General features: G+C 59.9%; 19 protein-coding genes. 13 read left to right on the top strand and 6 right to left on the bottom strand.

The features are described from left to right. On the top strand, window positions 1-194 hold a 194-nt coding region (locus tag ONB25_06325; protein MDZ7392490.1), incomplete at its 5' end, for a hypothetical protein. Between the two features lie 317 nt (window positions 195-511). On the opposite strand, the gene cobO is transcribed toward ONB25_06325, so the two are convergent. From cobO to ONB25_06340, 3 genes are read right to left on the bottom strand one after another with little or no spacing between them, the layout of a single operon-like run. After that, window positions 512-1,051 carry a cob(I)yrinic acid a,c-diamide adenosyltransferase gene (cobO, locus tag ONB25_06330; GenBank protein ID MDZ7392491.1) on the bottom strand — a complete coding sequence of 180 codons (540 nt, stop codon included), beginning with the start codon at window positions 1,049-1,051 and terminating at the stop codon, window positions 512-514. A 4-nt stretch (window positions 1,052-1,055) separates the two neighbouring features. Then, a complete protein-coding gene (locus tag ONB25_06335) occupies window positions 1,056-2,039 on the bottom strand; it encodes an electron transfer flavoprotein subunit alpha/FixB family protein (protein ID MDZ7392492.1) in 984 nt (327 codons plus the stop codon). A 31-nt stretch (window positions 2,040-2,070) separates the two neighbouring features. Continuing rightward, window positions 2,071-2,850, bottom strand: a complete 780-nt coding sequence (locus ONB25_06340; protein ID MDZ7392493.1) for an electron transfer flavoprotein subunit beta/FixA family protein — start codon at window positions 2,848-2,850, stop codon at window positions 2,071-2,073. 405 nt (window positions 2,851-3,255) lie between these two features. Here ONB25_06340 and ONB25_06345 point away from each other — a divergent pair, with 405 nt between their 5' ends. The 8 genes from ONB25_06345 (at window position 3,256) to ONB25_06380 (ending at window position 12,184) form a co-directional block, all read left to right on the top strand. Continuing rightward, on the top strand, window positions 3,256-4,731 hold the full coding sequence (locus ONB25_06345; protein MDZ7392494.1) for a UDP-N-acetylmuramoyl-L-alanyl-D-glutamate--2,6-diaminopimelate ligase: 1,476 nt from the start codon (window positions 3,256-3,258) through the stop codon (window positions 4,729-4,731). Between the two features lie 8 nt (window positions 4,732-4,739). Further along, window positions 4,740-7,106, top strand: a complete 2,367-nt coding sequence (locus ONB25_06350; GenBank protein ID MDZ7392495.1) for an alpha-amylase family glycosyl hydrolase — start codon at window positions 4,740-4,742, stop codon at window positions 7,104-7,106. A gap of 92 nt (window positions 7,107-7,198) precedes the next feature. Then, window positions 7,199-8,431 (top strand): carbohydrate kinase family protein, encoded by a 1,233-nt coding sequence (locus ONB25_06355; GenBank protein MDZ7392496.1) that lies wholly within the window; start codon window positions 7,199-7,201, stop codon window positions 8,429-8,431. Window positions 8,432-8,651: 220 nt separating this feature from the next. After that, complete coding sequence (locus ONB25_06360) at window positions 8,652-10,202, top strand: NAD(P)H-hydrate dehydratase (GenBank protein ID MDZ7392497.1); 1,551 nt, start codon at window positions 8,652-8,654, stop codon at window positions 10,200-10,202. Continuing rightward, window positions 10,199-10,666, top strand: a complete 468-nt coding sequence (locus ONB25_06365; GenBank protein ID MDZ7392498.1) for a VanZ family protein — start codon at window positions 10,199-10,201, stop codon at window positions 10,664-10,666. Before ONB25_06360 ends, ONB25_06365 begins: the two co-directional genes overlap by 4 nt. 34 nt (window positions 10,667-10,700) lie before the next feature. Next, window positions 10,701-11,354 (top strand): hypothetical protein, encoded by a 654-nt coding sequence (locus ONB25_06370; protein ID MDZ7392499.1) that lies wholly within the window; start codon window positions 10,701-10,703, stop codon window positions 11,352-11,354. 34 nt (window positions 11,355-11,388) lie between these two features. After that, a complete protein-coding gene (locus ONB25_06375) occupies window positions 11,389-11,859 on the top strand; it encodes a PTS sugar transporter subunit IIA (protein MDZ7392500.1) in 471 nt (156 codons plus the stop codon). A gap of 34 nt (window positions 11,860-11,893) precedes the next feature. Then, on the top strand, window positions 11,894-12,184 hold the full coding sequence (locus ONB25_06380) for a hypothetical protein (GenBank protein ID MDZ7392501.1): 291 nt from the start codon (window positions 11,894-11,896) through the stop codon (window positions 12,182-12,184). Here ONB25_06380 and ONB25_06385 read toward each other — a convergent pair. The 3 genes from ONB25_06385 to ONB25_06395 form a co-directional block, all read right to left on the bottom strand. Further along, window positions 12,177-16,334, bottom strand: a complete 4,158-nt coding sequence (locus tag ONB25_06385) for an acyl-CoA dehydratase activase (protein MDZ7392502.1) — start codon at window positions 16,332-16,334, stop codon at window positions 12,177-12,179. The two genes, ONB25_06380 and ONB25_06385, sit on opposite strands and share 8 nt — an antisense overlap. A 138-nt stretch (window positions 16,335-16,472) precedes the next feature. Continuing rightward, the gene (locus tag ONB25_06390; protein ID MDZ7392503.1) at window positions 16,473-17,654 is read right to left on the bottom strand and encodes a peptidase C1; all 1,182 of its coding nucleotides are present in this window, start codon (window positions 17,652-17,654) and stop codon (window positions 16,473-16,475) included. A 36-nt stretch (window positions 17,655-17,690) separates the two neighbouring features. Then, window positions 17,691-18,938 (bottom strand): dipeptidase, encoded by a 1,248-nt coding sequence (locus tag ONB25_06395; protein ID MDZ7392504.1) that lies wholly within the window; start codon window positions 18,936-18,938, stop codon window positions 17,691-17,693. Window positions 18,939-19,807: 869 nt separating this feature from the next. Between ONB25_06395 and ltaE the strand changes: the two genes are divergently transcribed. From ltaE to ONB25_06415, 4 genes are all read left to right on the top strand, one after another. Further along, entirely contained in the window at window positions 19,808-20,857 is a 1,050-nt protein-coding gene (gene ltaE, locus ONB25_06400) for a low-specificity L-threonine aldolase (GenBank protein MDZ7392505.1), read from the top strand. 167 nt (window positions 20,858-21,024) lie between these two features. After that, window positions 21,025-21,951: a fumarylacetoacetate hydrolase family protein gene (locus tag ONB25_06405; protein ID MDZ7392506.1), complete on the top strand. Its 927-nt coding sequence runs from the start codon at window positions 21,025-21,027 to the stop codon at window positions 21,949-21,951. Window positions 21,952-22,360: 409 nt separating this feature from the next. Further along, window positions 22,361-23,413 (top strand): uroporphyrinogen decarboxylase family protein, encoded by a 1,053-nt coding sequence (locus ONB25_06410; GenBank protein ID MDZ7392507.1) that lies wholly within the window; start codon window positions 22,361-22,363, stop codon window positions 23,411-23,413. 8 nt (window positions 23,414-23,421) lie between these two features. After that, window positions 23,422-24,216: an acyltransferase gene (locus ONB25_06415; GenBank protein ID MDZ7392508.1), complete on the top strand. Its 795-nt coding sequence runs from the start codon at window positions 23,422-23,424 to the stop codon at window positions 24,214-24,216. Window positions 24,217-24,219 lie beyond the last annotated feature (3 nt).

Below are 24,219 nucleotides of genomic sequence, written 5' to 3' on the forward strand. Positions count from 1 at the left end.
AACGGGAAGGACTCCGAATGGTCGAAGACCTGACGGGGGGCGTTCATAAGGACGCCACCTGGCGGCGTGAAGATCGCGGTGTACGAATCCTGGCCAGTGACTGCCGTGTGTGCTCGATGTTCCTCGCCGGTGGCCAGAAATACACCCGCGGGTTTCTTATTGTTGATGGAGGTTTGTTGACGGGCACGTGTTGACGCACGACGCAGGGACCTTTTCAACGAACGGCTTTGGGCGTGGAAGCTCAGCCCCCGTCACACAAACAGCGGCGAGACGGTGAGAAGGAGGGCGTTGTTCCACCTGCGCCGCAGTTTGTAACCGTTCCTCTGAAGGTGGGCGCGGGGACAAAGCCTAGCCATGTCCTCGCTGATTGTTTAGACGCGCTTTGCCACCGAAAGCGCTCTATCGCCGCTAAAGATCCAAGGAATAATTTTTCCACGTACCGTCTGGGGCAGGGAAATCTCGAGGGTGGGGAGGGCCAGGGCCTTTTGCGTCCTTCCTGGCCCGGCACAGGTCAAAACTCGATGCCGCGTCGCGCCGCCACGCCGCGTTCGTAGTAGTGCCTGATGCAGTGCATTTCGGTAACTAAATCCGCCACATCGATGATGGCCTGGGGGGCATTCCGCCCGGTCAGTATGAGTTCCACGTGAGGAGGTTTAGTGGCGACGAGCTCCAGGACCTTAGCCACAGGGATCAGGCCGTAATCGAGGGCGACGTTTACCTCATCGAGGACCACAATGTCGAACTCACCGCTGCGCACCGAAGTATGGGCCAGCTGCAGCGCCTCGTTCGCCAGGCGGATGTCTTCCGGGTCGGGGTGAGCCTTGTCCACAAATGTGGGCCTGCCCATTTGGGTGATGGTTACCAGCCCACCAAGATGTCGAACGGCGGTGATCTCCCCGTACTCGATATCGCCCTTCATGAACTGAATCACGTGGCTTCGCAACCCGTGACCTGCTGCCCGCAGTACCAGGCCCAAGGCCGCAGTTGTTTTCCCTTTGCCGTGGCCGGTGTAAACCTGCACGTAGCCGCGCGTGAGTCTTCGGTGTGCCACTGTGCTATTTGAGCTTTTTGATTTCCGCGGTCATTATGGGCACAACTTCGAAAAGGTCGCCCACCACGCCATAGTCGGCGACCTTGAAAATGTTGGCCTCTGGGTCCTTGTTGATCGCCACGATGCACTTGGAGCTTGACATCCCCGCAAGGTGTTGGGTGGCTCCCGAGATGCCGCACGCGATGTAGAGATTGGGCGAGATGGTCTTGCCGGTTTGCCCCACCTGGTGCTGGTGATCCACCCATCCCGCGTCCACGGCCGAACGGGAAGCTCCTACTGCGCCACCCAGCAGTTTGGCCAGTTCCTCCAATATGGCAAAGTTTTCGGGACCTTTCATGCCCCGGCCGCCGGAGACCACGATCTCCGCCTCCGATACATCGGGCATTTCACCTGTGGAGTAAGTGGTCTCCTGCACTGTGACCTTGTGCGCCACGGGACTTGGCTCACAGCTCACCTCTACGACTTCCGCGGTCCTTCCGTCCTGCGGCTGTGGTACGGAGAAAACATTGGGGCGGAGCGTGACGACAGGCGCCGGTGGAGCAGTGAGCCTGACGGTTGCGCGCAGTTTGCCGGCATACACAGGCCTGGTTACGGTCACTCCTGTGGCATCCATTTCCACCGCGATGGAATCGGTAGCCAAGGGGGCGCGCAGTTTTGCCGCAAGCCTTGCGGAAAGATCTCTGCCTAGCGCTGTGGCCGCCATGAGAATGAGTGAGGGAGCACTGTGCTGCGTTACTGCCTGGAGCGCTTCGGCGTAACGGCACGCCTCAAAGTGCGCGAACTCTGGTCCCTGGACCCGGTAGACGCGCCTGACTCCTGCCTGGCCCAAGCGCGTCAGCACCTGCGGGTCAACGTTGCCAATGAGCGCCGCTGCTACGGAATCGCCTGTCCTGGAAGCAACCTGGCAGGCCGCTCCTACTGCCTCTAGCGAAGCACGGCGCAGTGTACCGTCTTTGACCTCTGCCCAGACCAGAATCTCCTGTCCCATGTGCAGTCCTCCGCGTGGATCCATTCACAAATCATATGACTTTCGCTTCTTCTCGCAGGAGCCGCACCAGCTCCACAGCCGTGGATTCAGGTTCTCCCTGCAAGATCTTCCCCTTGCCGCGCGCTGGAGGGGCTTCCAGGTTTTGGACGCGGGAAAGAGGTTTGAGCTCCTCCTCTGCCACGCCCAGCATAGCCGGGGTGAGGACCTTGATTTCCTTCTTCTTCGCCAACATCAGGCCGCGGAGGGCCGGATAGCGGGGTTCGTTAAGGCCTTTCTGCGCGGTGATGACTGCTGGGAACTGGACCTCCACCTTTTGCGTGCCGCCGTCGATTTCCTTGCGGCAGATGGCCTTGCCGTCGGCCACCTCCAACTTGGTGACGACCGCCACATGTGGCAGGCCGAGAAACTCAGCGATGAATGTTCCTACTGCGCCGAGATCGTCGTCGATAGCCTGCTTGCCACAGAGGATGAGGTCAAAAGGAGTTTGGGCGATGGCCTTGCTCAGAAGCTGCGCGCAGCTGAGGGCATCAAGCTCACGATGCTGCGTGTCGTCGATGCGCATGGCGTCGTCGGCGCCCATGGCCACACATGTCCGCAGCGCCTCATCTGCCCGGGGCGGGCCCACGGTCACGACCAGTATGTGGCCACCCTTGGCTTCCTTGATGCGGATGGCCTCCTCTACGGCAAACTCGTCGTAGGGATTGACAATGAACTTGATCCCCGATTCATTGATGCGCCACGGTGCGCTTGCATCGGGCCTCACCGCGGCCTCCGTGTCCGGCACCTGCTTGACCACGACTACGATGTTCATCTGCATCACCTCATACTTGGTTCACCAGCACCGCGAGCTTGTAAAGATACAACAAATCCCCAAATTGTCAATAGAAATCTCTGGAGGCTTACCTTTCCTGCGAATGCGAACAAGCGGAAAACGGTCGGGCGCCGTTCAGACGGTGATTCCCATCCTGCCACAGGTCATCCCACTTGCGCGCCTGCAGAGTTCACGCGCCCGAGGTGCTATGCTGCCGGGAGAGTCTGTCGATGCTTCTCCTTGGATGAGTAGCTCATTCGTCCTCACCGCAAGAGCTCCACTTCCAGTCGGCCCACAATCCGGCAACAAAGGGCTTTACATTTTGGCGCGGATTTGTTATATTTTGCCCAATAATTCGCGACCACAAAGGCGGAAAGAAGATCGAAACTCAGGAAGCGTTCATTCATGCACGTACGCGAGTTGTTTTCGGTATTGCCAGAAGCGCAAAGCCTCGCATCCCTTCCCGACATAGAGGTCCCAGCCCTCGTCTACGACCCTTTGCGTGTGGTGCCCGGAGCGGTGTTTGTGGCTATCAACATTTACACCCAGCTCGACAAGGTAGAGATTCCCGACGGGCATGAGAGGATAGACCAGGCAGTGGCCAAGGGTGCCGCGGTGGTCGTTCTGGAAAAAGATCGTCCCGTGCCCCCGCCAGCGACCAAGGTCCTGGTTCGCGATTCCCGTGCCGCCTTGGCTCTTTTGGCCAACAAGTTCTACGGCTACCCCTCGCGCCAGCTGAAGCTCATCGGCGTGACCGGTACCAATGGCAAGACCACTACGACCCACGTGGTGGAGAGCATCCTCCAGCAAAGGGTGAGGGTCGGACTAATCGGGACGCTCTACTACAAGGTCAATGGGGTCATCCACCATTCGAAAGACACCACGCCAGAGCCACCAGACCTGCACGCCATCTTCCGGCAGATGGTGACAGAGAGGGTGGACTACTGCGTGTTCGAGGTCTCTTCGCACGGCATTGACTTTCACAGGGTTGATGGCTGTCAGTTTGATGTAGCCGTCTTTACCAATTTGACCCAGGACCACCTGGACTACCACGGGACGCTTGAGAACTATCGCAGGACCAAGATGCGGTTGTTCGAGTGGTTGGCTCCGGACAAACATGCGGTGGTCAACCGCGACGACCCTTCGGCTGACTACTTCATCGGCGCCACAAAGGCAAAAGTGCTCACCTACGGCGTTGCCAGCCCGGCGGATTTCGTGGCGGAGGATATCCGTCTGTCAGTGCGCGGCACCGAATACACGTTGCGCACCCGGGCGGGTGTGGTCCCCGTGCGCATGCGCTTGCTGGGGATGTTCAATGTCTACAATGCGCTTGCTGCGGCCGCGGCCGCCTATAGTCAAGGATTCGACTTGGATGCCATCCGCCAGGGCTTGGAAGCTCCAATTCGCGTGGCCGGAAGATTCGAACTCATCGAGCGCGGCCAGAACTTTACCGTCGTGGTCGACTATGCGCACACCCCAGATGGGATGAAGAACGTCCTGGCCTTGGCGCGGTCCCTAAACCCTCGGCGCGTGCTCACCCTCTTTGGCTGTGGCGGTGACCGGGACAAAGAGAAGCGCCCAATCATGGGCAAGATTGCGGGGGAGCTGAGCGACTTGGTCATAGTGACTGCTGATAATCCGAGGAACGAGGACCCCGCGCGGATTGCGGCCGAGATAGTGGCAGGCATCGGGCAGAGGCCTCACCAGGTCATTCTGGACCGCCGCGAGGCCATCGCCTTCGCCCTGCGCCAGGCCGGTGCCGGCGACATTGTGCTCCTGTTGGGCAAAGGGCACGAATCCACGCAGACGTTGAGGGACCGTACGATCCCCTTCAACGACGCACAGGTAGCGGCAGAGCTGTTGGATGAGATGGCTGTCTGAGCATACGCATGGTGGTCGGCAGTCGACAAACTGTTCCCCAACCGTTGGTGACCAAGTGCCTCACGCAGGTGCTTATGGCGCTGTGTGCGCTTTGGGTGAGTTGGGCGGTGGTCATGGGAGAGGAGAACATGGAACGGGAAGGGAGAGCTATTCTCTGGGCCAAGATCCAGCGCATCGACACGATCGAGTTTGCCCTCAGTGGCGAAGCTCAGCCGCTGCAACGCCAGGACGTGGAACTCGCGCCGGCTGCAAAGATCAAGCGCCTCACCAATCAGGGCTCTTTCTATGTTCTTCAGACAGCGCCCCTAGATCTGACAAGAACGTACACGCTGCACGTGCGGGGCGTAGGGAAACGAGAGCTGCAGCCCGATGGGGTCCTGGACCAATTCTTCTCTGACAAGCCGCTTGGGTGCACGGTGGAGACCGACCGTGCGGTGTTTCGCCTCTTCGCACCCCGCGCGCGAGAGGTTACGCTGCTTCTGTTTGAGCGCTACGATGCAGAGCAAGGCAGGGAATACCCCATGCGCCGCGACAGGCAAGGTGTGTGGGAAACCGTGGTGAGGCAAAACTGCGTGGGGTTGTACTATGCCTATCGCGTCGTCGGACCGCAGAGTCCCACGGAAATGTTCGACCCTACCCGCCACGTGGTTGACCCGTACGCCAAGGCGGTGGTGACGCTGAATCACTTCCGTCACCCCGGCAAAGCCCTGATCCTTGGCCAGGAGGATTTTGACTGGGAAGGGGACACGTGGGTAAGAATCGCCCCTCGTGACTTGATCATCTACGAACTGCACGTGCGCGATATGACAGCGCACCCCAGCTCTGGGGTGCCTGAGAATCTGCGGGGCACTTACCTGGGCCTCATCCATTCGGGCGCCACGGGGGGCATCGACTACATCAAGAGCCTTGGGGTGAACGCGGTGGAGTTGCTACCAGTTCACGAATTTGCCAACATGGAACCGCCATACAAGGACGCCTCGGTGCTCCCCGTCAACACGTGGAACCCCTACGCCCGCAACCATTGGGGTTACATGACGTCGTGCTTTTTTGCTCCGGAGTCCTACTATGCCACCGAATCCACAATGGAACCAGGGAAGTACTGCGGCGTAGACGGGCGACAGGTGCGGGAGCTGAAGGAGCTTGTCAAGGCATTTCATAAGGCAGGTATTGCGGTGCTTCTGGACGTAGTCTATAACCACGTGGCCCAATACGAGTGGAACTCTTTTAAGCTCATCGACAAGAAGTACTATTTCCGGCTTGACAACGACCAGAACTTTACCTCCCAAAGCTGGTGCGGCAACGATTTCAAGACCGAGCGCCCCATGGCGCGCCGGCTCATCCTGGAGAGTGTCAAGTACTGGATGACCGAGTATCACATCGATGGGTTCCGTTTTGACTTGGCGGCGCTCATTGATTGGGAGACTTGCGAGCGAATCGTAAAGGAGGCGCGCCGCATCAACCCGCACGCGATCTTTATCGCTGAGGCATGGGGCGGAGGAAAGTACGAACTTGCCGGTTTTTCCGACCGTGGCTGGGCCTCATGGAACGACCAGATACGCAACGGCGTAAAGGGGCAAAACCCCTACGATGGCCTCGGCTTCATCTTTGGCAAGTGGCAGGGCGGGAACAACCTGCGCAGCATGCAAAACTATGTGCTTGGCACTCTGCGCTCTGAAGGGGGACTCTTTCTTGATCCCGCTCACTCGGTCAACTATTTGGAGTCCCATGACGACCACACCTTTGGCGATTTTGTCCGGATTGGCAACGGAGATATCCGCGATGAGGACGTGGTTCTGGACGTGGATGCCCACGTGAGGTTGACCGAGAGGCAGATGCGGTTGAACAAGTTGGGGGCACTGTTCCTCTTCACAGCACAAGGGCCGGTGATGATCGCCGAGGGCCAGGAGTTTGCGCGCAGCAAGGTCATCGCTCAGTGCAACGTGCCGGATGTACGCTGTGGTACCATTGACCACAACAGCTACAACAAGGACGATGAGACGAACTACCTTAACTACCGGCATGCCGAGATTAACCGGGAGCTGGTGGACTACTACCGCGGCCTCATCGCGCTGCGCAAGAGCCACCTTTCTTTTCGGCGGGCGAACAAGGAGCACATTCATTTCTTCCCGGGACCTTTAGTCTTCTCCTTCGGCTTCACGATCGATGGGTGCCGGCTGGGGGACAGCCACGATTTCGCCGTCCTGCTCAATGCTGATCCTCAGCAAGAAGCGACCATGGGGCTTCCTGATGGGCAGTGGGAGGTGGTAGTGGATGACCGGCGCGCGGGTGTAGAACCACTCGCTGGACCTGTGCATGGGCAGGTGCGTGTCCCTCCCACCTCGGGCATGGTCCTCAGGCGAGTGGTGGCGCAATGACGGGCGTGCAGGGGTTTCTTGGCGGGGCACACTGATCCAACCACTAAGGCGGAGTAGGTAGGAGCAAAAGGGAGGCGCGCGCGGAGATGGCCATGAATGCAGCACGTGACCCCATAGGCTCGGAGAGAATCTACGATGTGATCGCTGCCGGGCACATCTGCCTGGACATCATCCCGGCATTTCCCGATACCAAGACACAGGACATCGGCCTGTTGCTTCGGCCCGGCAAGCTGGTGAATGTGGGTCCAGCCGCGATCAGCACCGGTGGGCCGGTCTCGAACACAGGCCTGGCGATGAAGAAGCTGGGCTTGAGAGTAGCCTTTATGGCTAAGGTGGGCGACGACGATTTCGGCTACCTGATCCGAGAGAGGCTCCGACGCGTAGACGGGGAAATGGGGATCTCGGTTGCGCGCGGCGAGGCTTCCTCTTACACGGTGGCCTTAGCCCCCCCAGGCATCGACCGGATCTTCTTGCATAACCCCGGCACCAACGACACTTTCGGTGCCGAGGATGTGGACTTTGAGGTTGTGGAAAAGGCAAAGGTCTTTCACCTCGGGTATCCACCTCTCATGCGGCGGTTGTTCAACGATGGCGGCAGCGAATTGGTGGAGATTTTCCGCCGCGCCCAGGAGGCGGGCGCCATCACCTCGCTCGACATGTCCCTGCCGGATCCGGCCAGCGAATCCGGGCGAGCCCCGTGGCGGGAGATCTTGGAGCGCCTGCTCCCCTATGTCGACCTCTTTCTCCCCAGCGTGAGCGAGGCTTACTACATGTGGGCGCCAGAGAGATTCCTGGCTGACAAGGATCGTGCCGCGGGTGGTGACATTGTGGAGGCACTGGGCGCGCGCACCTACTCGGAGCTGGGTGAGGCGTTCTTGGCTATGGGCGCCCGCGTGGTGATGCTCAAGGCGGCGGCTAATGGAACCTATCTGCGCACCGGGCGTGTGGGTAAACTCGGCGACGCGACAATAGGCGTGCCTCGCGACCCGGAGCAGTGGAGCGAGCGCGAGATCTGGTGTCCCTCGTTCCACGTGCCGCGGATTGCCAGCGCTACCGGTTCGGGGGACTCTGCAATTGCCGGATTTCTGGCCGCCTTCATCCGTGGGTTCGATCCGGTCACTGTGCTCAAGTACGCTAACTGTTTGGGGTATCAGAACCTTCACGCGCTCGACGCGCTGAGCGGCATTCGTACTTGGGAGGAGACGACCGCACTTCTGCAGAGCCGGCAGCTGCGCATGAATCCACTGAACATCGATGAGCCCGGGTGGCACTGGGAACAGGCGCAAGGGGTGTGGTTAGGACCAGCAGATCAGAGCAGAGGGTAAGGCAGGTGAGGTGTTGGTTAAGGAACCCAGAGGATTTGCTCCAAGTGCGGCATGAAGGGCTCGATCCTCGGGGCGGCCCGGATTTGCTGACCCTTACCAGGGGGAGGGGCGTCAGCCTCACGAAGCGCATTGACGGCCATCACTTCAAAGAGCCCTGATGAAAAGGCCGCCCACGAATTAGAAGGAAGGAGCTTACGTCTGGCAGAAGGAGCGTAGGCCCATGCGACCCGTCCTTACAGCGCGCCAGATGGCCGCGTGTGATCGGCAGGCAATCGAGCAGTATGGCATACCCGGCGTGGTGCTGATGGAGAACGCAGGCCGTGGGGTAGTGCGTGTTGCTGAACAGCTCCTGGGAACGACATGCGGCAAGAGGGTGGCCATCTTTTGCGGCAAAGGCAACAACGGCGGCGACGGCTTTGTCGCGGCCAGGCACCTGGTCAACGGCGGCGCAGAGGTGCGCGTGCTCCTCGTGGGCAGACGGGCAGAGGTCAAGGGGGATGCTGCGACCAATCTCCGCGTCCTGACCAACATGGGGCTCGTTGTCGAAGAGGTTAGCAAGGCGGAGCACGTGCCTGACCTTGGTGGCATGGACCTCATTGTGGACGCCCTGCTCGGGACCGGGCTTCAAGGTCCTGTCCAGGGTTTCATGGAGCACGTTATCGACACAGTCAATGCCACGCGTGCTCCCATCGTGGCAGTTGATGTTCCATCTGGCATAAATGCAGATGACGGAAGCGTGCAAGGCGCTGCAATCCGTGCCACGGCCACCGCCACCATGGCTGCTTTGAAGCGCGGGCTGCTGTTTTCTCCGGCCCGGGAGCACGCGGGTCGGGTAAGTGTCATTGATATTGGCATGCCAGCCCAGCTCCTTGCTGGCGGCAACGTCGATACATGGCAAGTTACAGGCTGCGATGTGGCGACAATGCTGCCCAAGCGTGCTCCCAATGCCTACAAAAACCTGTGTGGCGTGGCTCTTGTGGTTGCCGGATCAACCGGCATGACGGGGGCAGCAGTTCTAAGTGCGGAAACCGTGCTCCGAGCGGGAGCAGGCCTGGCCTATCTTGCCATCCCTTCAAGCTTGAACGCCATTGTCGAAGAGAAAGCGACCGAGGTAATAAGCAAGCCAGTCCCTGAAACGCAGCCTGGGTATTTGGGACGCGCGGCTGCGGAGCAGGTGAAGAAGCTTTTTGCGGGGGTCAACGCGGTGGCCATTGGTCCCGGCCTGGGCACGGAGCCAGAAACGGTGGAGGCGGTGTGGGAAATGGTGATCACCTGCCCGCATCCGTTGGTGGTAGACGCCGACGGACTGAATGCGCTGGCGAAAAAAACGGAAATACTAGAGCGGAGAACCGGTCGCGTGGTGCTGACCCCACATCCGGGCGAGCTGGCGCGACTCACAGGCCAGACCAGGGAAAGTATCATCCGCGACCCGGTAAGCACTGCGCGTACATGGGCGCAGCGCTGGGGCGAGGTCTTGGTGCTGAAGGGCGCGCCCACAGTGATAGCGGTTCCCTCGGGGACTGTGTACATCAATTCAACTGGGAACGCGGGGATGGCGACGGCAGGCTCCGGGGACGTCCTCACGGGACTCATCACTGGCCTCTTGGCCCAAGGGCTAGCCCCTGAGCAGGCGGCAGTGGCAGGGGTGTACCTGCATGGCTTGGCTGGTGACCTGGCGAGGGATGAGCTCGGGGAGCGGGGGATGATCGCTGGCGACATCATGCGTCATGTGCCGGCAGCCCTCCGAGACACAGAGGGCTTACTTCAGTGAGAAAGCCCACCCCGCAGCAGTTGGCGGCACTCGGATGGGCACTGCTCATTTTCGTGCTCTCGTCCATCCCCAAGCTGCCGACTATTCCGGCAGGCTTCCGGGCCATTGACAAGGTGGCCCATTTTGTCGAGTATTTCATCTTCGGGATTCTGCTGGCCGGGGCCTTCGCCCATTCGTCTGAGCACCGAATGGCGCGGCGGACCATGTTCAGCGCAGGCTTCCTTGGACTAACCTATGCCATTCTCGACGAAATACACCAAAAGTTTGTCCCCGGGAGGTTCGCGGCCGCAGAAGATGTGGTCGCCGATGCACTGGGACTGGGTGTCTCGCTTGTGGTCTACCATTGGTGGCACCAAAGATACTCCAGGCCGACAGCGATTCCCAAACCATCGTCAGACGAAGCTCTCCGTTCTCCACAATTGGGACCTTCGACCGGTGGTGAGCACGCTGCGAACATGCGCTGAGTCTTGTCGCAGAGCGAAACGGAGCCTTGGTGCCATGCTCAAGGCGTGCCATCAGCCCAACTTCTTCCTGACGCTTTCTTGCGCACTCGCAACTTTGGCCGCGTGGCCTGTCGTCGCCGTTTGCCAGGCCCCGGTGCACGAACCGCGTTTCGTCATAGGGTTGAGGGGTGGAGAGTTCCGCGTGTCGCTGGACCGGTTCGAGGAAGTGTATGGCAGCCGGTGGGGTCTGTGCTACGGGAGCGATGCGTCGCTGCGTGTGTGGGGCAACGTCTACGCCTTCGCTGGAGGGCGGTTTTTCCAAACCGACGGGGGGAGGCAAGTGAGTCCACACTCGGTGGACCAGCCCACCGAGGCCCGGTGGCGCGAACAATGGCTTCTGGTGGGGATTCGGCGATGGAGCTTTGGCGAGCGCAGATGGAGTTCTGCAGTCGGCCTCGGCTACGCATTCTTCTGGGTGCAAGAGAATCCGGAGCGCGCCGCGCTTAGGGTGCCCGCAGGGGGAGGAGGCGAGCAGTCTGGACGCGGGTTTTTCTTGAGCGTGAGCCTGGACTATTCGCTGCGACAGTGGCTCGGGGTGAGCGCCGAGGTGGAGGTGACTTCCGCTGGTGTTGGGGGCCGAACTGGATTTGAAGGCTCCAGCATCGGGGGGTTCTTTTTCTCTTTGGGGATGAACCTGCGGCCTTTATGAGCTGCGGCGAGCCGAGTGAGCACAGGAGTGGAGCGTGAAGCTAACTGACTTTATGCAGAATGCCCTGATCCTGCTCGATCTGGAAGCAAAGGACAGGGATGAGGCCCTTCGCCGACTTGTGAAGGCCGCAGCCGACAACGCCGCAGTGCGCGATCCGGAGGCCTTTTTGGCGGAGGTGATTACCCGCGAGTCACTGGGGAGCACCGCGGTTGGCAATGGGGTGGCATTTCCGCACGCGCGAAGCGCGAGCGTTGGCCAGATCGTCGTGGTACTGGGGCGCCTTAAGAAGGGGGTGGACTTTGGCGCAGAGGATGGCGAAAAAGTGCGCCTTGTGGTGCTGATGGGCACACCCCCGCAGGAAATCGCTCGCTACCTGAAGGTGTTAGCTCGCTTTGCTGCGCTTTTGCGCCAAGAAGAGGTACGCTCGCGGCTGTTCCATGCCACTTCTCCCGCAGAAGTGCTCCGCATCATTGATCAGTTTGACAGCGCAGCGCAAGAGCCATAGGGGGCGGCGCAGCCAACTGTGAGAGGCATAGCGCATGATCACCCCCATCTCCCATCGAAGGCCGCGTGCAGTGGTCCGGGCCGGGGAGCGGGACTGGGCGCGGATCGCCTGCAGCTATAGTGTCCTGCCGATAGCCGGGGGCTCCACAATCCGCCTACACAAGGCTTTGCCAGGAGTCGCTTGTAGCGGCGATGCCTTGGGCGTGCTTCCCCACAAGGAGTCGATACGCGCCTCCTACGGGCAGGAGGAGCCGGTGCCTACTCAGGAGCGCGACTCGGCCGGCATCCCCCCACGACTGTTCAGAACGCCCTTATTCCTCAATTGACCATCTCGGCTGGGTGCATGCGGCGGTGATAGTGCCGCTTCACCTGGTGCACAAAGGCCTCCAGCTTTGTGGTCAGTGCAGCCGTGCTTGCCTCACCGTAGACCAGACTGGCAATGGGAATGTTGCCGTGTTCCTTCCTGATGCGTTTGATGATCGCTGCCGTCGCGTTACCCACCATGCAGTTAAAACAGTAGGCGTTCACGACCCCATCGGCGCCCCGACGCGCATACTCCACTATCTTTGCCACGTTCAACAGCAAGATGCTCGTGGTATCGGGCCCGAGGTACGGCTGAACCATGGCCTGCACCTCTTCGTACGTGGCTTCGGGTGTAAGGCCAAGGCGTTGGTAAAAACGCTGGCGGATCACCTTTGCCTCCCGTTCTTCAGCGAGGACGAAGGCGGTGGACTTTAGTACCTCGAGGGCGTTGCGGCGGCTGAGTCCCCTTTCCAGGGCGTGCCGCGCACCAAACTCGGTAGTGTCCACCAAGAATGGCGCAGGCCATACCTCGCAGCCCATAGCCTCTAACCTAGCGAACAGCTCGCCATTAGCAAAGGGGTTAATACGCGTGTAGATATCGCCTGCCACACCGACTACCGGCCGCCTCGCATGTGCGCGCACCGCCACCCTCTCGAGTCGCGCGATGCAGTGCTCCAGGGCGAAGCCCAGATTCACTTCACCGGCCAGGGCTTCTTCGATCTCGACCAAGCTTTGGCGATAAGCGTGGTCAGTGGAACCGGGCACCTTCTCGTATGGGCGCAGTTCGCATGCCGCCTTTAGCAACAGGTCGATGATGACCAGGCCCCGCCAGAGGTTGAGCATGCCTGCGGGCTTCAGCAGCGCCAGAAGGCCGGCGGTGTCGGGAGTCATGACCTGAATGCCCGTCGCCTGCAGCTCCCTAAGGGTCAGGGCGTGGGCTGAGCCGTACTGGGCCAGGAGGCAGGGCATAGAGGTGCCAGGGAAAAAGTAGGTGCTATGGTCTGGGAGGGACTCGCTTCGCAGGAGCTTGAGGAGATCTCCAACCAACAGCGCAAAGGGGTGGCACTCTTTGCCAGAACTCACCTGGGTGCCCAGGCGCCGCGTCTCCTCGTCCGGAGGCGGCAGAAGCTTCACCTGGTGCCCTGCGGCGCGGAGCACACCTGCAAAGGCGTGGGCATGATCGGCAAAGTAAGGCAAGAAAAAGTGCCCCGCTTTCGCGGTGTGCCTGGCAGCAGAAGGGAGATGAAGACTCTTCCTAGTGGTGGGAACAGTCGCCGCGCTGATTTCCTCCGCAAAGGCCTCCAGACGGGTGATCAGTCCCGCCTCACCGCGATGTTCATCGAATTCCAGGAACAGGTGCGGCTTGCCTCGAAGCACGCGCTCCAGGTGCTTTTGAGTAAAGCCATCCGGCCCGCACCCAAAGTTGGACACCACGATAGGGAAGAGCCGTTTGTCCCCAAGAGTGAGTAGGGCTGCGCGGACCATGTCCCGCGGGAATTTCCAGGGCAGGTCGCGCCATTCCTCGTCGAGTGCAACATGGTGTAAGGGAAGGAAGCCCATGGGTATTGCGAGGATGCCCAACCTTTTTAGATGGGCCGCAAGGTTCAGATTAAGAAACGAATCGTAAGTGTTATAGGGGCGTCCCAGAATCACGACCGCTCGTTCGAACTGGCCGGACAGAATCTGCTCGCCACGCTCCAGGATGCGCTTCCTGAACGTGGCATAGGCCTCCTTAGCTTCCCGGTAAGCCTCTTGAAGTTCCTCCTCGCTGACTCCCAACTGGGAGCACAGGGTGATGAGGCCCTCTGCGATTCCTTCAAACTCCTCGGTGAATCGAACCTGAGGAGTGATTACACGTGTAGGCACCACGCCGCTGACCATGTAGGGTAGGGCTTGGGTGTAGAGACAGGCGTGGCTGCGGTCCCCTTCACTTCGCTCCGTTGGCGGAAGCTCCACGACGGAGGGGAGCACGATCATGTCCACGTGCTTTTCGGCGAGTTCCAGCACATGCCCGAAAGTCATTTTCACGGGCAAGCAAGTCTCCGACGGGAGCACCCCGGTCGCGCGCGAAAGGAGGAGCGGAGAACTGCGCCCAGAAATGACCGGCTCAAAGCCAAGGTGATGGAAGAGAGTGGCCCAGAAGGGGAGGAGCTCATAGAAGAGCGAGGCCCTGGGCAAGCCCACACGACCGCGCACCTGCTCGCGGTCGCTGCGCACATGCGACTCCGCCAGCGCATTGTATTCCGCAAACAGGTCCGGTAATCCGGGATCAGTCGCCCCCTTTGTCTCCCTGCTGGTGTAACGTTCGCACGTGTCGCCGAAATGCACCACCTCGCTGCCAAGATGGATACGGTTGACCTGGCACCGATTCGCGCAGTGGGCGCACTCAAAGCTGGAAATAGTGTACTCGCGACACTGGTCCATACCACGGAAGGCCGTAGGGCGACCAGTCTGGCGATAGAAGCGCTGTGCCAATAGGGCTGCACCAATTGCTCCAGAGATGCGGTTGTAAGGATGGACCCTGACCTCTTTTTGCAGGAGTGAGGAGAGGGCTGCTACCACGGCCTGGTTTGAGGCCACGCCGCCCTGGAACACGATAAAGCTGCCGATCCGTCGATTGCCCACCACTTTTTCCAAATAGTTCCTGGCGATGGAATAGGCCAAACCCGCGGCGATGTCTGCAAGGGGCACCCCCGCTGCTTGGCTGTGCGCCACCTCAGCATCCATAAACACCGTACAGCGGCTGCCCAGGTCGAGCGGTTGGTCGCTGGAGAATGCCAACGAGGCAAACTCGCCGATGATGTTAATCCCCAGCCGCTGGGCCTGCTCCTCCAAGAACGAACCCGTCCCTGCCGCACAGATCTTGTTCATGGTAAAATCTGCCAGACGGCCTTCCTGCAGGCTGATGTACTTGGAGTCTTGGCCGCCTATTTCGAAGATGGTGTCGGCCTGCGGGAAGTAGAAGAGGGTGCTCGTCATCTGGGCGGTGATTTCGTTTTTTACCACGTCGGCGCCGATGAAGCGAGCGGCCAGGTGTCGTCCGCTGCCGGTGGTGCCCACTGCCAGAATCTCTACCTCCGCGGCGCCTTGCCCGCGAAGCTGGGCCAGCCCCTCCTGTAAAGCCTCTATGGGACGGCCGCGGGTGGGAAGGTAGACCCCAGCCACGACCTGATTGTGCTCATCCAGCAGCACGAGATTGGTGCTCACCGAACCCACGTCCACCCCTAAGAAGGCCTTTGTCCTTCTCTCGATCCTTCCATGCGGTTCTGGAAGAGTGGTCAACGCTGGTCGTTTCAGCGGTGGGAGTCTGTCAAGGCCTGGGGTCACACTTCCTGCTCTCTTGAGCCGGCGGAGCAAAGTGTCGATGCGCAGGCGTGGTGCATCGTGAGCCCGTGCTGCCATCGCGGCCCCTATGGCCGGGAAGAAGGCAAAGTGCCGCGGCACGTGGGAGATTGTTGGCTGCAGGCCCAGGACCTCGCGGAACGCCCGCACCAGACCAGGGTTGGCCATGGCCCCGCCGATCATGACTACCGGCAGTGCCAAAGGACGGCCGGCGAGCACGGTGGCGACAAAGTTGCGCGCCAGGGCCAGGCAAAGGCCATAGGCGATTTCCTCCAAGGGAGTCCCTTTTTGCTGCAGGTGGATCATGTCCGACTTGGCGAAGACGCTGCAGCGGCCGGCGATGGTGGCACCACGTGGGGCCCGGGCGGCAAGCTTGCCCAGCTGCTTGACGCTGATTTGCAATCGCGCGGCCTGCTCCTCCAGAAAGGCCCCAGAGCCCGCCGCGCATAACTCATTCATGGCGTACTCTGCAATGGCCACCTCACCACCCTCTCTCTGGGATTCCAACTGCAGCCATTTGGTGAATTGCGCCCCCACTTCGATGATCGAAGCAGCTTTGGGACAGAGGAGGGCCGCACCTCGTGCTGCAGCCAAAAGCTCGTTCTGTGGCGGCACATCCAGTAGTGACGAGACGAGTTCTTTGCCAACACCGGTCACTGCCACGCCAATCGGAGTAGGGGGAAGGCGTCTCTCCACTCTGCTGAGCAGTTCGGACAAGGTGTCCAGAGGTCGCCCCTTAGCCGCGGAGGCAAGGGTCATCGCCACCTTGTCCCCCTCGTCGAGCAGTGCAATCTTCACATGCGAAGAGCCGACATCAATCCCACACCACATGGCAGTCTCCTTCCTGGCTCCACCATTGCTCATGCCTACACAAGACGCGGGGGTGCCGTTCTTAGGCGGACACCCCCGCGGTTTTTATTTCGAGTACGGCGCAGGATACTAGAAAGTTCCTGCCCGTACGTGATCTACTTATTGGAATTTGGCCATTAGCTCGGGAATAGCATCCTTGTGCACCATGAATACCAAGACCTTGAGGCGCACGTAGTCGCCCCTGTAGAAAAAGTAGCCTTTGTGCTCCCCGCGGAAAGCACTCGAGCCCGAGTCCTTGATAAGGAACCAGTCGTGGTCGCCGATACGCTGGTAGCCCACCGCATGGATGGCATGGTCATCGGTAGTGGTTCCGTTGTAGATGCGGAACTCCCGAGAATCCTGGTTGATGAACCCGGGCGGGACATCGAAGGTAGGCACAATCGCCACGTCGTCTTCGCCGCTCTTGCCTGGTTCGGAGGTATCTGCAGCCAATGCCGCCGTGTACCCGCGCTGCAAAGCCGTTTTCAGCGCCTGGTAGAATTCATCCAGGGGTACGTTGTAGTAGTCCTTGCAATGCCACCAATTGTCCGGCACCTTGTACTCAGCCTTGGTGTAGAACGGTTCAGACTTGGTGGACATGACCGACACGTAGGCCTCGAGCGGCAGGCGAAGCTCTCTTTCCAGGTACTCCTTGGGCGACATCCTCTTTTTGCCGACCGTAATCGTCGTCGGCGGCTCGCCCAGATGCCTGTTGAGCGTCTTCTTGATGTGGGCGATCACCTGCTCTTCGTCCCAAAGCTCATGTTGCTTGACAAATCGCAGGTAGTCACTCATCTCCTGTTCCAGCTTGCCATGGTCGTGTTGCTCTCTGCCCTCTTTACGGCCCGTATAGGCTTCAGCCGGCACCGCGCCGTACTGTTTCATCCGCTCGACGACTGCGTTCAGTTCCGAGCCCTGCGCAAAGTGCGAATCCCCTTTTTCGCGCACGAAGCGGCGTGCCTTTTCCACATATTCGTAGTAGACCGTGTGCATTTCCGAGAGCTTTACCTCTCCGCGGCCCAAGCGCTTGAGCTCCGACTCCAGGAAAGAGGTGCCGGCGAAGGCCCAGCAGGTGCCCGTACGGCCCTGACTGAGCGGGGGCAAGTGGAAAAGGGGGGCAAAGAGTTCCACTGATGCGGGTTTGGCTACCTTGGAAAAGTCCAGCGTAAGGGTAGTGCGCTCTCTCCCCTGGACTTCGGTCACTTTGTAGATCACCGTATCGAGGGGAGCCTGGGAAAAAGCCGTTTTCAGAGGCATGGAGAGCGCTATTGCGACCACAACAAGCATCGAGCAACGTTTCATCTTACGCCTCCCATCAAAAGGTTTGTGCTCCTGGGACTATTCAGCCTTTTCTCTTTCTGCCTCTCGAACTACATCTCTGAAGACCCGGATAAAGTTCCCGCCCCAGATTTTCCGGATGTCTTCCTCTCCGTACCCGCGCCTGAGCAACTCAATGGTTATGTTGGGCATCTCCGAGACATCGTCGCACCCGATAACCCCTCCGCCACCGTCAAAATCGGTGCCGATGCCCACGTGGTCGATCCCCACCAGTTTCACTACGTGGTCGATGTGGTCAACCACATCCTGCACGGTGGCTTTTGTCTCCGGATACTCCGCATCGATGGCTTCCCACTCTTGGCGGAGTTGCTCCCGGACTTTTGGGTCCCTGATTTGGCTCCACGGCCCGTATTTTTCCCGCAGCCTCTGTAGTGCAGCCTCGCGCTCGCGGTTTGGCGGCGTCTCCTTGACGTAGGCACTCAGGATGCACATCTGCATGACGCCGCCCTTTTCCGCCAACCTTTTCAACATCTCGTCGCTAAGGTTGCGCGGGTTGTTGCAGAGGACGCGAGCGCAAGAGTGGGAAGCGATCACCGGGGCTCTGCTGGCCTCAAGCACATCGTAGAATGTCTCGTCCGAGACGTGGGAGACGTCGACGATCATGCCCAACCTGTTCATCTCCGCCACAACCTGCTTGCCGAATTCGCTGAGGCCGTGATGCTCGGGGCCCTTCTGATCGGTGGACGAGTCGCAGATATCATTGTTGCTTGTGTGGCAAAGGGTGACGTAGCGGGCGCCCAGGTCGTAGTACTTCTTGAGGAGAGACAGGTCCTTGCCGATCGCGTAGCCATTCTCGATACCGATGAAGATGGCTCTTTTGCCCGTTGCTTCGATGCGGTAGGCGTCCTCTGGCGAGGTAGCCAGCTCGGCGAGCTCGGGGTAGCGGGCGCACATGCCGTGGATGGCCTGGAAAAGCTTGAGCGCCTGCTCCTGTGCACGCGCATAGCCCTCAGGGGTTCTCGGGCCCTGAGCCACAAAGACGGCAAAGAACTGCGCGTCCAGGCCGCCCTCCTTCATGCGCGGCAGATCGACTTTGCCGCTGCCACGCTGCCCAGGCTGGTGCCGCACGCCTGGGTCCCAGCCTTCGCGCAGGAGGTTGAGAGGGGCGTCGCAGTGGCTGTCGAGGGTCAGAACTTGCTCGTGGATGAGCCTTGCCCTGGCCACAAGGTCTTTTTCCGAAAGAGGGACCTGGGCGGTGAGGTTTACTGTCAGCCCTGCAAGGGCCAACATGGTCAACTTCGCGTGCATGCAATATTACCTCATCTGTTCGGATCTGTCAACGCATGCCCGATTATGAGACCGGAGCGAATACCGGAAAAGCGCCTCTGCCTCGCGGGCAGCACACGACCCCATGACAACGAAACCCACTCGCCAAAGCATTGTCAGAGGATACATGCTCCATGCCGTTGGGCAAGTCTCCCTCTCGTGAGCGACTCTGCTCGGGCCATCAACAAGGCATTGCATGTGCTGCCCCTTCTCGTCATCCGGGGGGCCGGGTTTTACCGGCTGGCACACTCGAGCACAAGCTCTGGCTGGGCTTCCCATGTCTATGGGTATGCTCCCATTCCAGTGGTTTGTGTCTTCCGCGCTTCGTTCCGTAGCCTTTAGGTGTGTAAAATAGACATTTCGTGGCAGAAAAGCAAGCCGAAGATGCACGCGACTGCCGCGGCTTGTAGAGTGGGATGGTCATGGCCACTTTCATGCTCAGGCATGCTTGACCAAGGGCCTCGAGGTCGCTTGAAGCGGTACGTGGCGAGGACGCCGGGAAGTCTTTATCATGAGTTGCTCTTTTGGACGAAAAACGGAAGTGTTGGGCGTACACCCGTTTGCCAACCACCCTTAGCTTTTTCGCGTGCTCATCCTTTTCGTAGGAGAGCGCTCAAGGCGTTTCTCTCAGAGGGAAAGGCCTGTATCTCAGTCAGCTGCGGCAGATTCACGACTTTGCGATCTTGTGCACTTGCCCTAGACCTGCTCCGCACCAGCAGCTGGTTTCACGCCCTTGTTCGCTGGGCACATAAGAGCGCACCCGGCGCCAAACTGGTCACCCGACGGCGGGAAATTCCCTTGTTATTGTTCCCTGAAAATGATAAACTTTGCCTGACATGCGGAAAAGGGACATGGAGGAGTGCAACGTGGACTTTGTGGACTTGCGAAGCGACACGGTCACCAAGCCGACCCCAGGCATGCGCGAGGCAATGGCCAACGCGGAAGTGGGTGATGACGTGTTCGGGGAGGACCCGACGGTCAACAGGCTCCAGGAGGAAGTGGCCGAACTTTTGGGCAAGGAGGCTGCCCTATTCGTGCCCAGCGGCACCATGAGCAACCAGATCGCAATCAAGTGCCATACCTTGCCAGGTGACGAGGTCATCCTCGAAAGGGACAGCCACAGTTTTCACTACGAAGGGGGCGGGCCCGCCATGCTCTCCGGCGTGCAGCTCCATCCGCTGCCGGGGGTACGTGGTGTGATCACCGCCGAGCAGGTTGCGGCGGCGGTGCGACCAGCTGACCATCACTATCCGCGCACGAGACTTGTGTGCATTGAGAACACGCACAACAGGGCAGGCGGGACCATATTCCCCCTTCAGACGATTCGCGAGATACGCCAGGTGGCGGACCGGTTCGGCTTGCGCATGCACCTCGATGGCGCCCGGCTCTGGAATGCGGCGGTGGCCACGGGCATCAGCGAAAGGGAGTACGCTGCCCATTTTGACTCGGTCTCAGTGTGCCTTTCCAAAGGGCTGGGCGCGCCGGTGGGGTCGTTGTTGGCCGGAAGTCGGGAGTTCATTGACCTGGCGCATCGGTATCGGAAGATCTTTGGAGGCGGAATGCGCCAGGTGGGCATCCTGGCTGCAGCTGGGCTTTACGCCCTTGCCCACCACCGGCAGCGCCTGGCTGAGGACCATCGCCGCGCCCGTCGCCTCGCAGAAGCGCTGGCCGAGACCCCGGGGCTTGGCGTCGACTTGGCAAGTGTGCAAACCAACATGGTGTTTGTGGACGTGGGCCAGACTGGTATGGAGGCGCCGCAAGTGGTGGCAGCGGTGCGTGCCCAGGGAGTGCTTTGCCTTGCCCTCGGCCCCTCGGTCATCCGCTTGGTCACCCACTTGGATGTGGACGACGCAGGGGTGGAACGAGCCATCGGCGCATTTCGCATAGCGGTCAAAGCGTGAAAGGAAAGACCCCACCAACGCGGGTGCACCTCTTTTCTCCGGAGAGGACGCATGTTGGTGGGCTTTCTGCGTCGACATGAGCGGGCATTTTCTTCTTGCAACTTAGGGGGCAAATTACTATACTTCGAAACGCCGTCCGTAGGAGCCTCGGCACACGGAGACGAGTTATGGTTCAGAAAAGACAGGCAGTGAGAGCGTTCTCCTACCAGACATCAAAGGGGGAGATACGCATCGGCGTGGAGACCGAGGAAGGGGTATTCAACTTTACCCATGCCTGGGAGATTTTCAAAGAGATAAAGGCCAGAGGACGAGGCCCTGATTTCCATTTTCTCCAGATGATGGTGGAGATGGACTTTTTCAACGGCGAGACGTTCCGAGAGGTGCTCTCCACCCTGCGGCAGTTCCGGTCCTTAGATGATCTGCGGTTGGACGGCAAGATTCGCTTCGAGGTGCCCATCGCCCGGCCCCAGAAGATTCTGTGCATAGGGCGCAACTTTAAGGCGCATGCCGAGGAGTGGGGCGCCCAGGTGCCGGAAGAGCCCATCTTCTTTGCCAAAATGCCTTCTGCGCTGCTCCCCCACGAAGGGACGATCGTGCTACCGCGGGGCATTGGCAGAGTCGACCATGAGCTAGAGTTGGCAGTGGTCATCGGCAAAGCGGGGAGAGACATCAAGGCCGAAGCTGCATGGGAGTATGTGGCCGGCTACTGTGTGGCCAACGACGTGACCGCCCGGGACTTGCAGCGTAAGGACATGGAGGCCCGACGCCCCTGGCTGCGTTCTAAGAGCTTCGACACTTTCTGCCCTTTGGGACCATTTCTAGTTCCCCGCGACGAAGTGCCCGACATCGTGGAGAGGCGGATGGAGCTGCGCGTAAACGGTCAGGTGCGGCAGCAAAGTGTGGTGGGGCACATGGTGTTTCCCATTCCAGAACTCATTAGCCACATCTCCCGCCACATGACGCTGGCAGCGGGCGACATTATTTGCACCGGAACACCGGAGGGGACCCTTCCGCTCCGCGCCGGGGATGTGGTCGAGGCAGAGATTGAGGGTATCGGCTTGCTGCGCAACCCAGTGGCAGAGGGCAAGGCCTGATTCTGCATTGGAGTCACCAAGCGCAGGTCGTGTGTTACTTCGCCTTTGTGACCACAATCAGGCCCGAGCGCGAAAGGGCGGGAGGGAGCCTGGCTCACTCTTTCCTCTCTGCACGCAGTACGCCATGGTATTTGCTACCACCTCGGTGGTAGCCACGTGTTGTGCTTAGCCCTACTGGCGGCCAATGGTCCTGCAAAGCGGAAGGGCATCACTGGCAACTCGTTTTGGCGGAGCTTCGAAGAACGGTATGCTCGTTGTCTTTTTCTCCTGGAGCCTGTGGAGGAGATTCTGCTTGTTCCAAGACATGCTCCCGGCCCACGGGGGCCTTGGTCAGGAGTAAGGACCCCAGAGCAGGGAGACGGTCCCCAATCACGAGACAGAGCACCTGAGGTAGCAAAAGGATACCTCCATGCCAACCCCAGCACCTAACTTCGAGAGATTGCGTACCACACTGCTCGGCGGGCAAGCCGACCGCGTGCCCCTTTTGGAGCTTGCCATCGACCTCGGTGTGATGGGCGGCTACCTTGGTCGCAAAGTGGAAAGCCTCAAGGACCAGATTGACTTTTTCGTGGCCGCCGGCTACGACTACATCCGTGTGGCGCCGGTTGTGGACTTTAATCCAGCCAAGATTCAGCCGAAGGAAGGACTGCGCCAGAGTGCGCCTTCCGCAGGGGACCGAGAGCGCACCTGGAGCGCCGAAGGCGCTGGGGTCATCACCACGATGGAGGAGTTCGAGCGCTATCGCTGGCCAAAACCGGAGGAGATCGACTACCGCAATTTCGAAATCGTCCAGCCCTTTCTTCCCGAAGGAATGAAGATCATCGGGCAGTACGGGGATATCTTCACGATGGTCTGGGAGCGCATGGGGTTTGAGACCTTTTCCTATGCCCTTGTGGAGAACCCCGAGCTCGTCGCGCGGCTGTTCGAGACCATCGGCGGGATCGTTTACTCCATGTTCGCCACGATGGCAGATATTCCCAATGTTGGGGCGCTTTTCTACAGCGACGACATCGCCTACTATTCTGGGTTGCTCTGTTCGCCCGAGGTGTTGCGCACCTACCTGTTTCCCTGGATGAGAAAAATTGCGCAGCTATGCCAGGCGCGGCACATGCCGTTCATTTATCACACCGACGGGCGCTTGTGGGAGGTGATGGATGACCTTGTGGAGTTGGGCGTGAATGCCTTGCAACCCATCGAGCCGAAGGCGATGGACATCCGCGAGGTGAAGGCCCGCTATGGCAACAAGCTCTGTCTGGTGGGCAACGTGGATGTGGACTTGTTGGCGCGCGGGACTCCGGAGCAGATCCGGCAGGTGACGCGCGAGCTGATCCGCGACGTGGGGCCCGGGGGGGGCTACTGCGTGGGCTCCGGCAACACGGTGCCGAACTATGTGCCGGTGGAGAACTTTGCCGCCATGGTCCAAGCGGTTCATGAGTATGGTTGCTACCCCCTGAGGTTGTGAGGTAGGCCATGAGGGTGGCGTTTGTGCAAATGAACTGCCTTTTCGGCCTGCCCAATGAGAACCTTGAAAAGGCCGAGGCCCTTATCTCAGCGCATGATGCCGACCTTTTTGTGCTGCCTGAGCTCTTCTCTTCGGGCTACCTTTTCCGCAGCGCGGAGGAGGTCGCAGCCAGCGCGGAGGAAATCCCTTCCGGGCCCACGAGCCGCTTTTTAGCTGCGTTGAGCGCGAAGAAACAATGCTTCATTGTCGCAGGGGTGGCCGAGGCAGCACAAGGAAAAGTATTTAATTCGGCGCTCTTGGTCGGACCCCACGGGGTGCTTGCCGTCTATCGCAAGACCCATCTCTTCTTAGACGAGGCGTTGTGGTTTACTCCTGGCGACACAGGATTTGTGGTAGCAGACATCGGCCAGGCACGCGTGGGACTCATGATTTGCTTTGACTGGATCTTTCCCGAAGCCGCACGCACCCTTGCCTTGAAGGGCGCGGATGTTCTCTGTCACCCCGCCAATTTAGTGCTCCCTTATTGCCAGAACGCAATGACTACCCGCGCCCTGGAAAATGGGGTCTTTGCTGTAACCGCAAATCGCATTGGCTCCGAGGAGCGCGATGGACAGAGCTTGTGCTTCACCGGACGAAGCCAGATTGTGGACCCACGTGGCAGAGTGCTGGTGGCCGCGGGGGAGAGCGAGGAGACGGTAGGGATCGCAGAGATCGCGCCAGAGATGGCACGAGACAAGATGTTCACTGCGCGAAACCACCTCCTCAAGGACCGGCGCCCAGAAATGTACGAATTGCGTGGGTGAGAA

This window comes from candidate division KSB1 bacterium (assembly GCA_034506335.1).
Taxonomy (GTDB): domain Bacteria; phylum Zhuqueibacterota; class Zhuqueibacteria; order JANLFK01; family Oleimicrobiaceae; genus Oleimicrobium.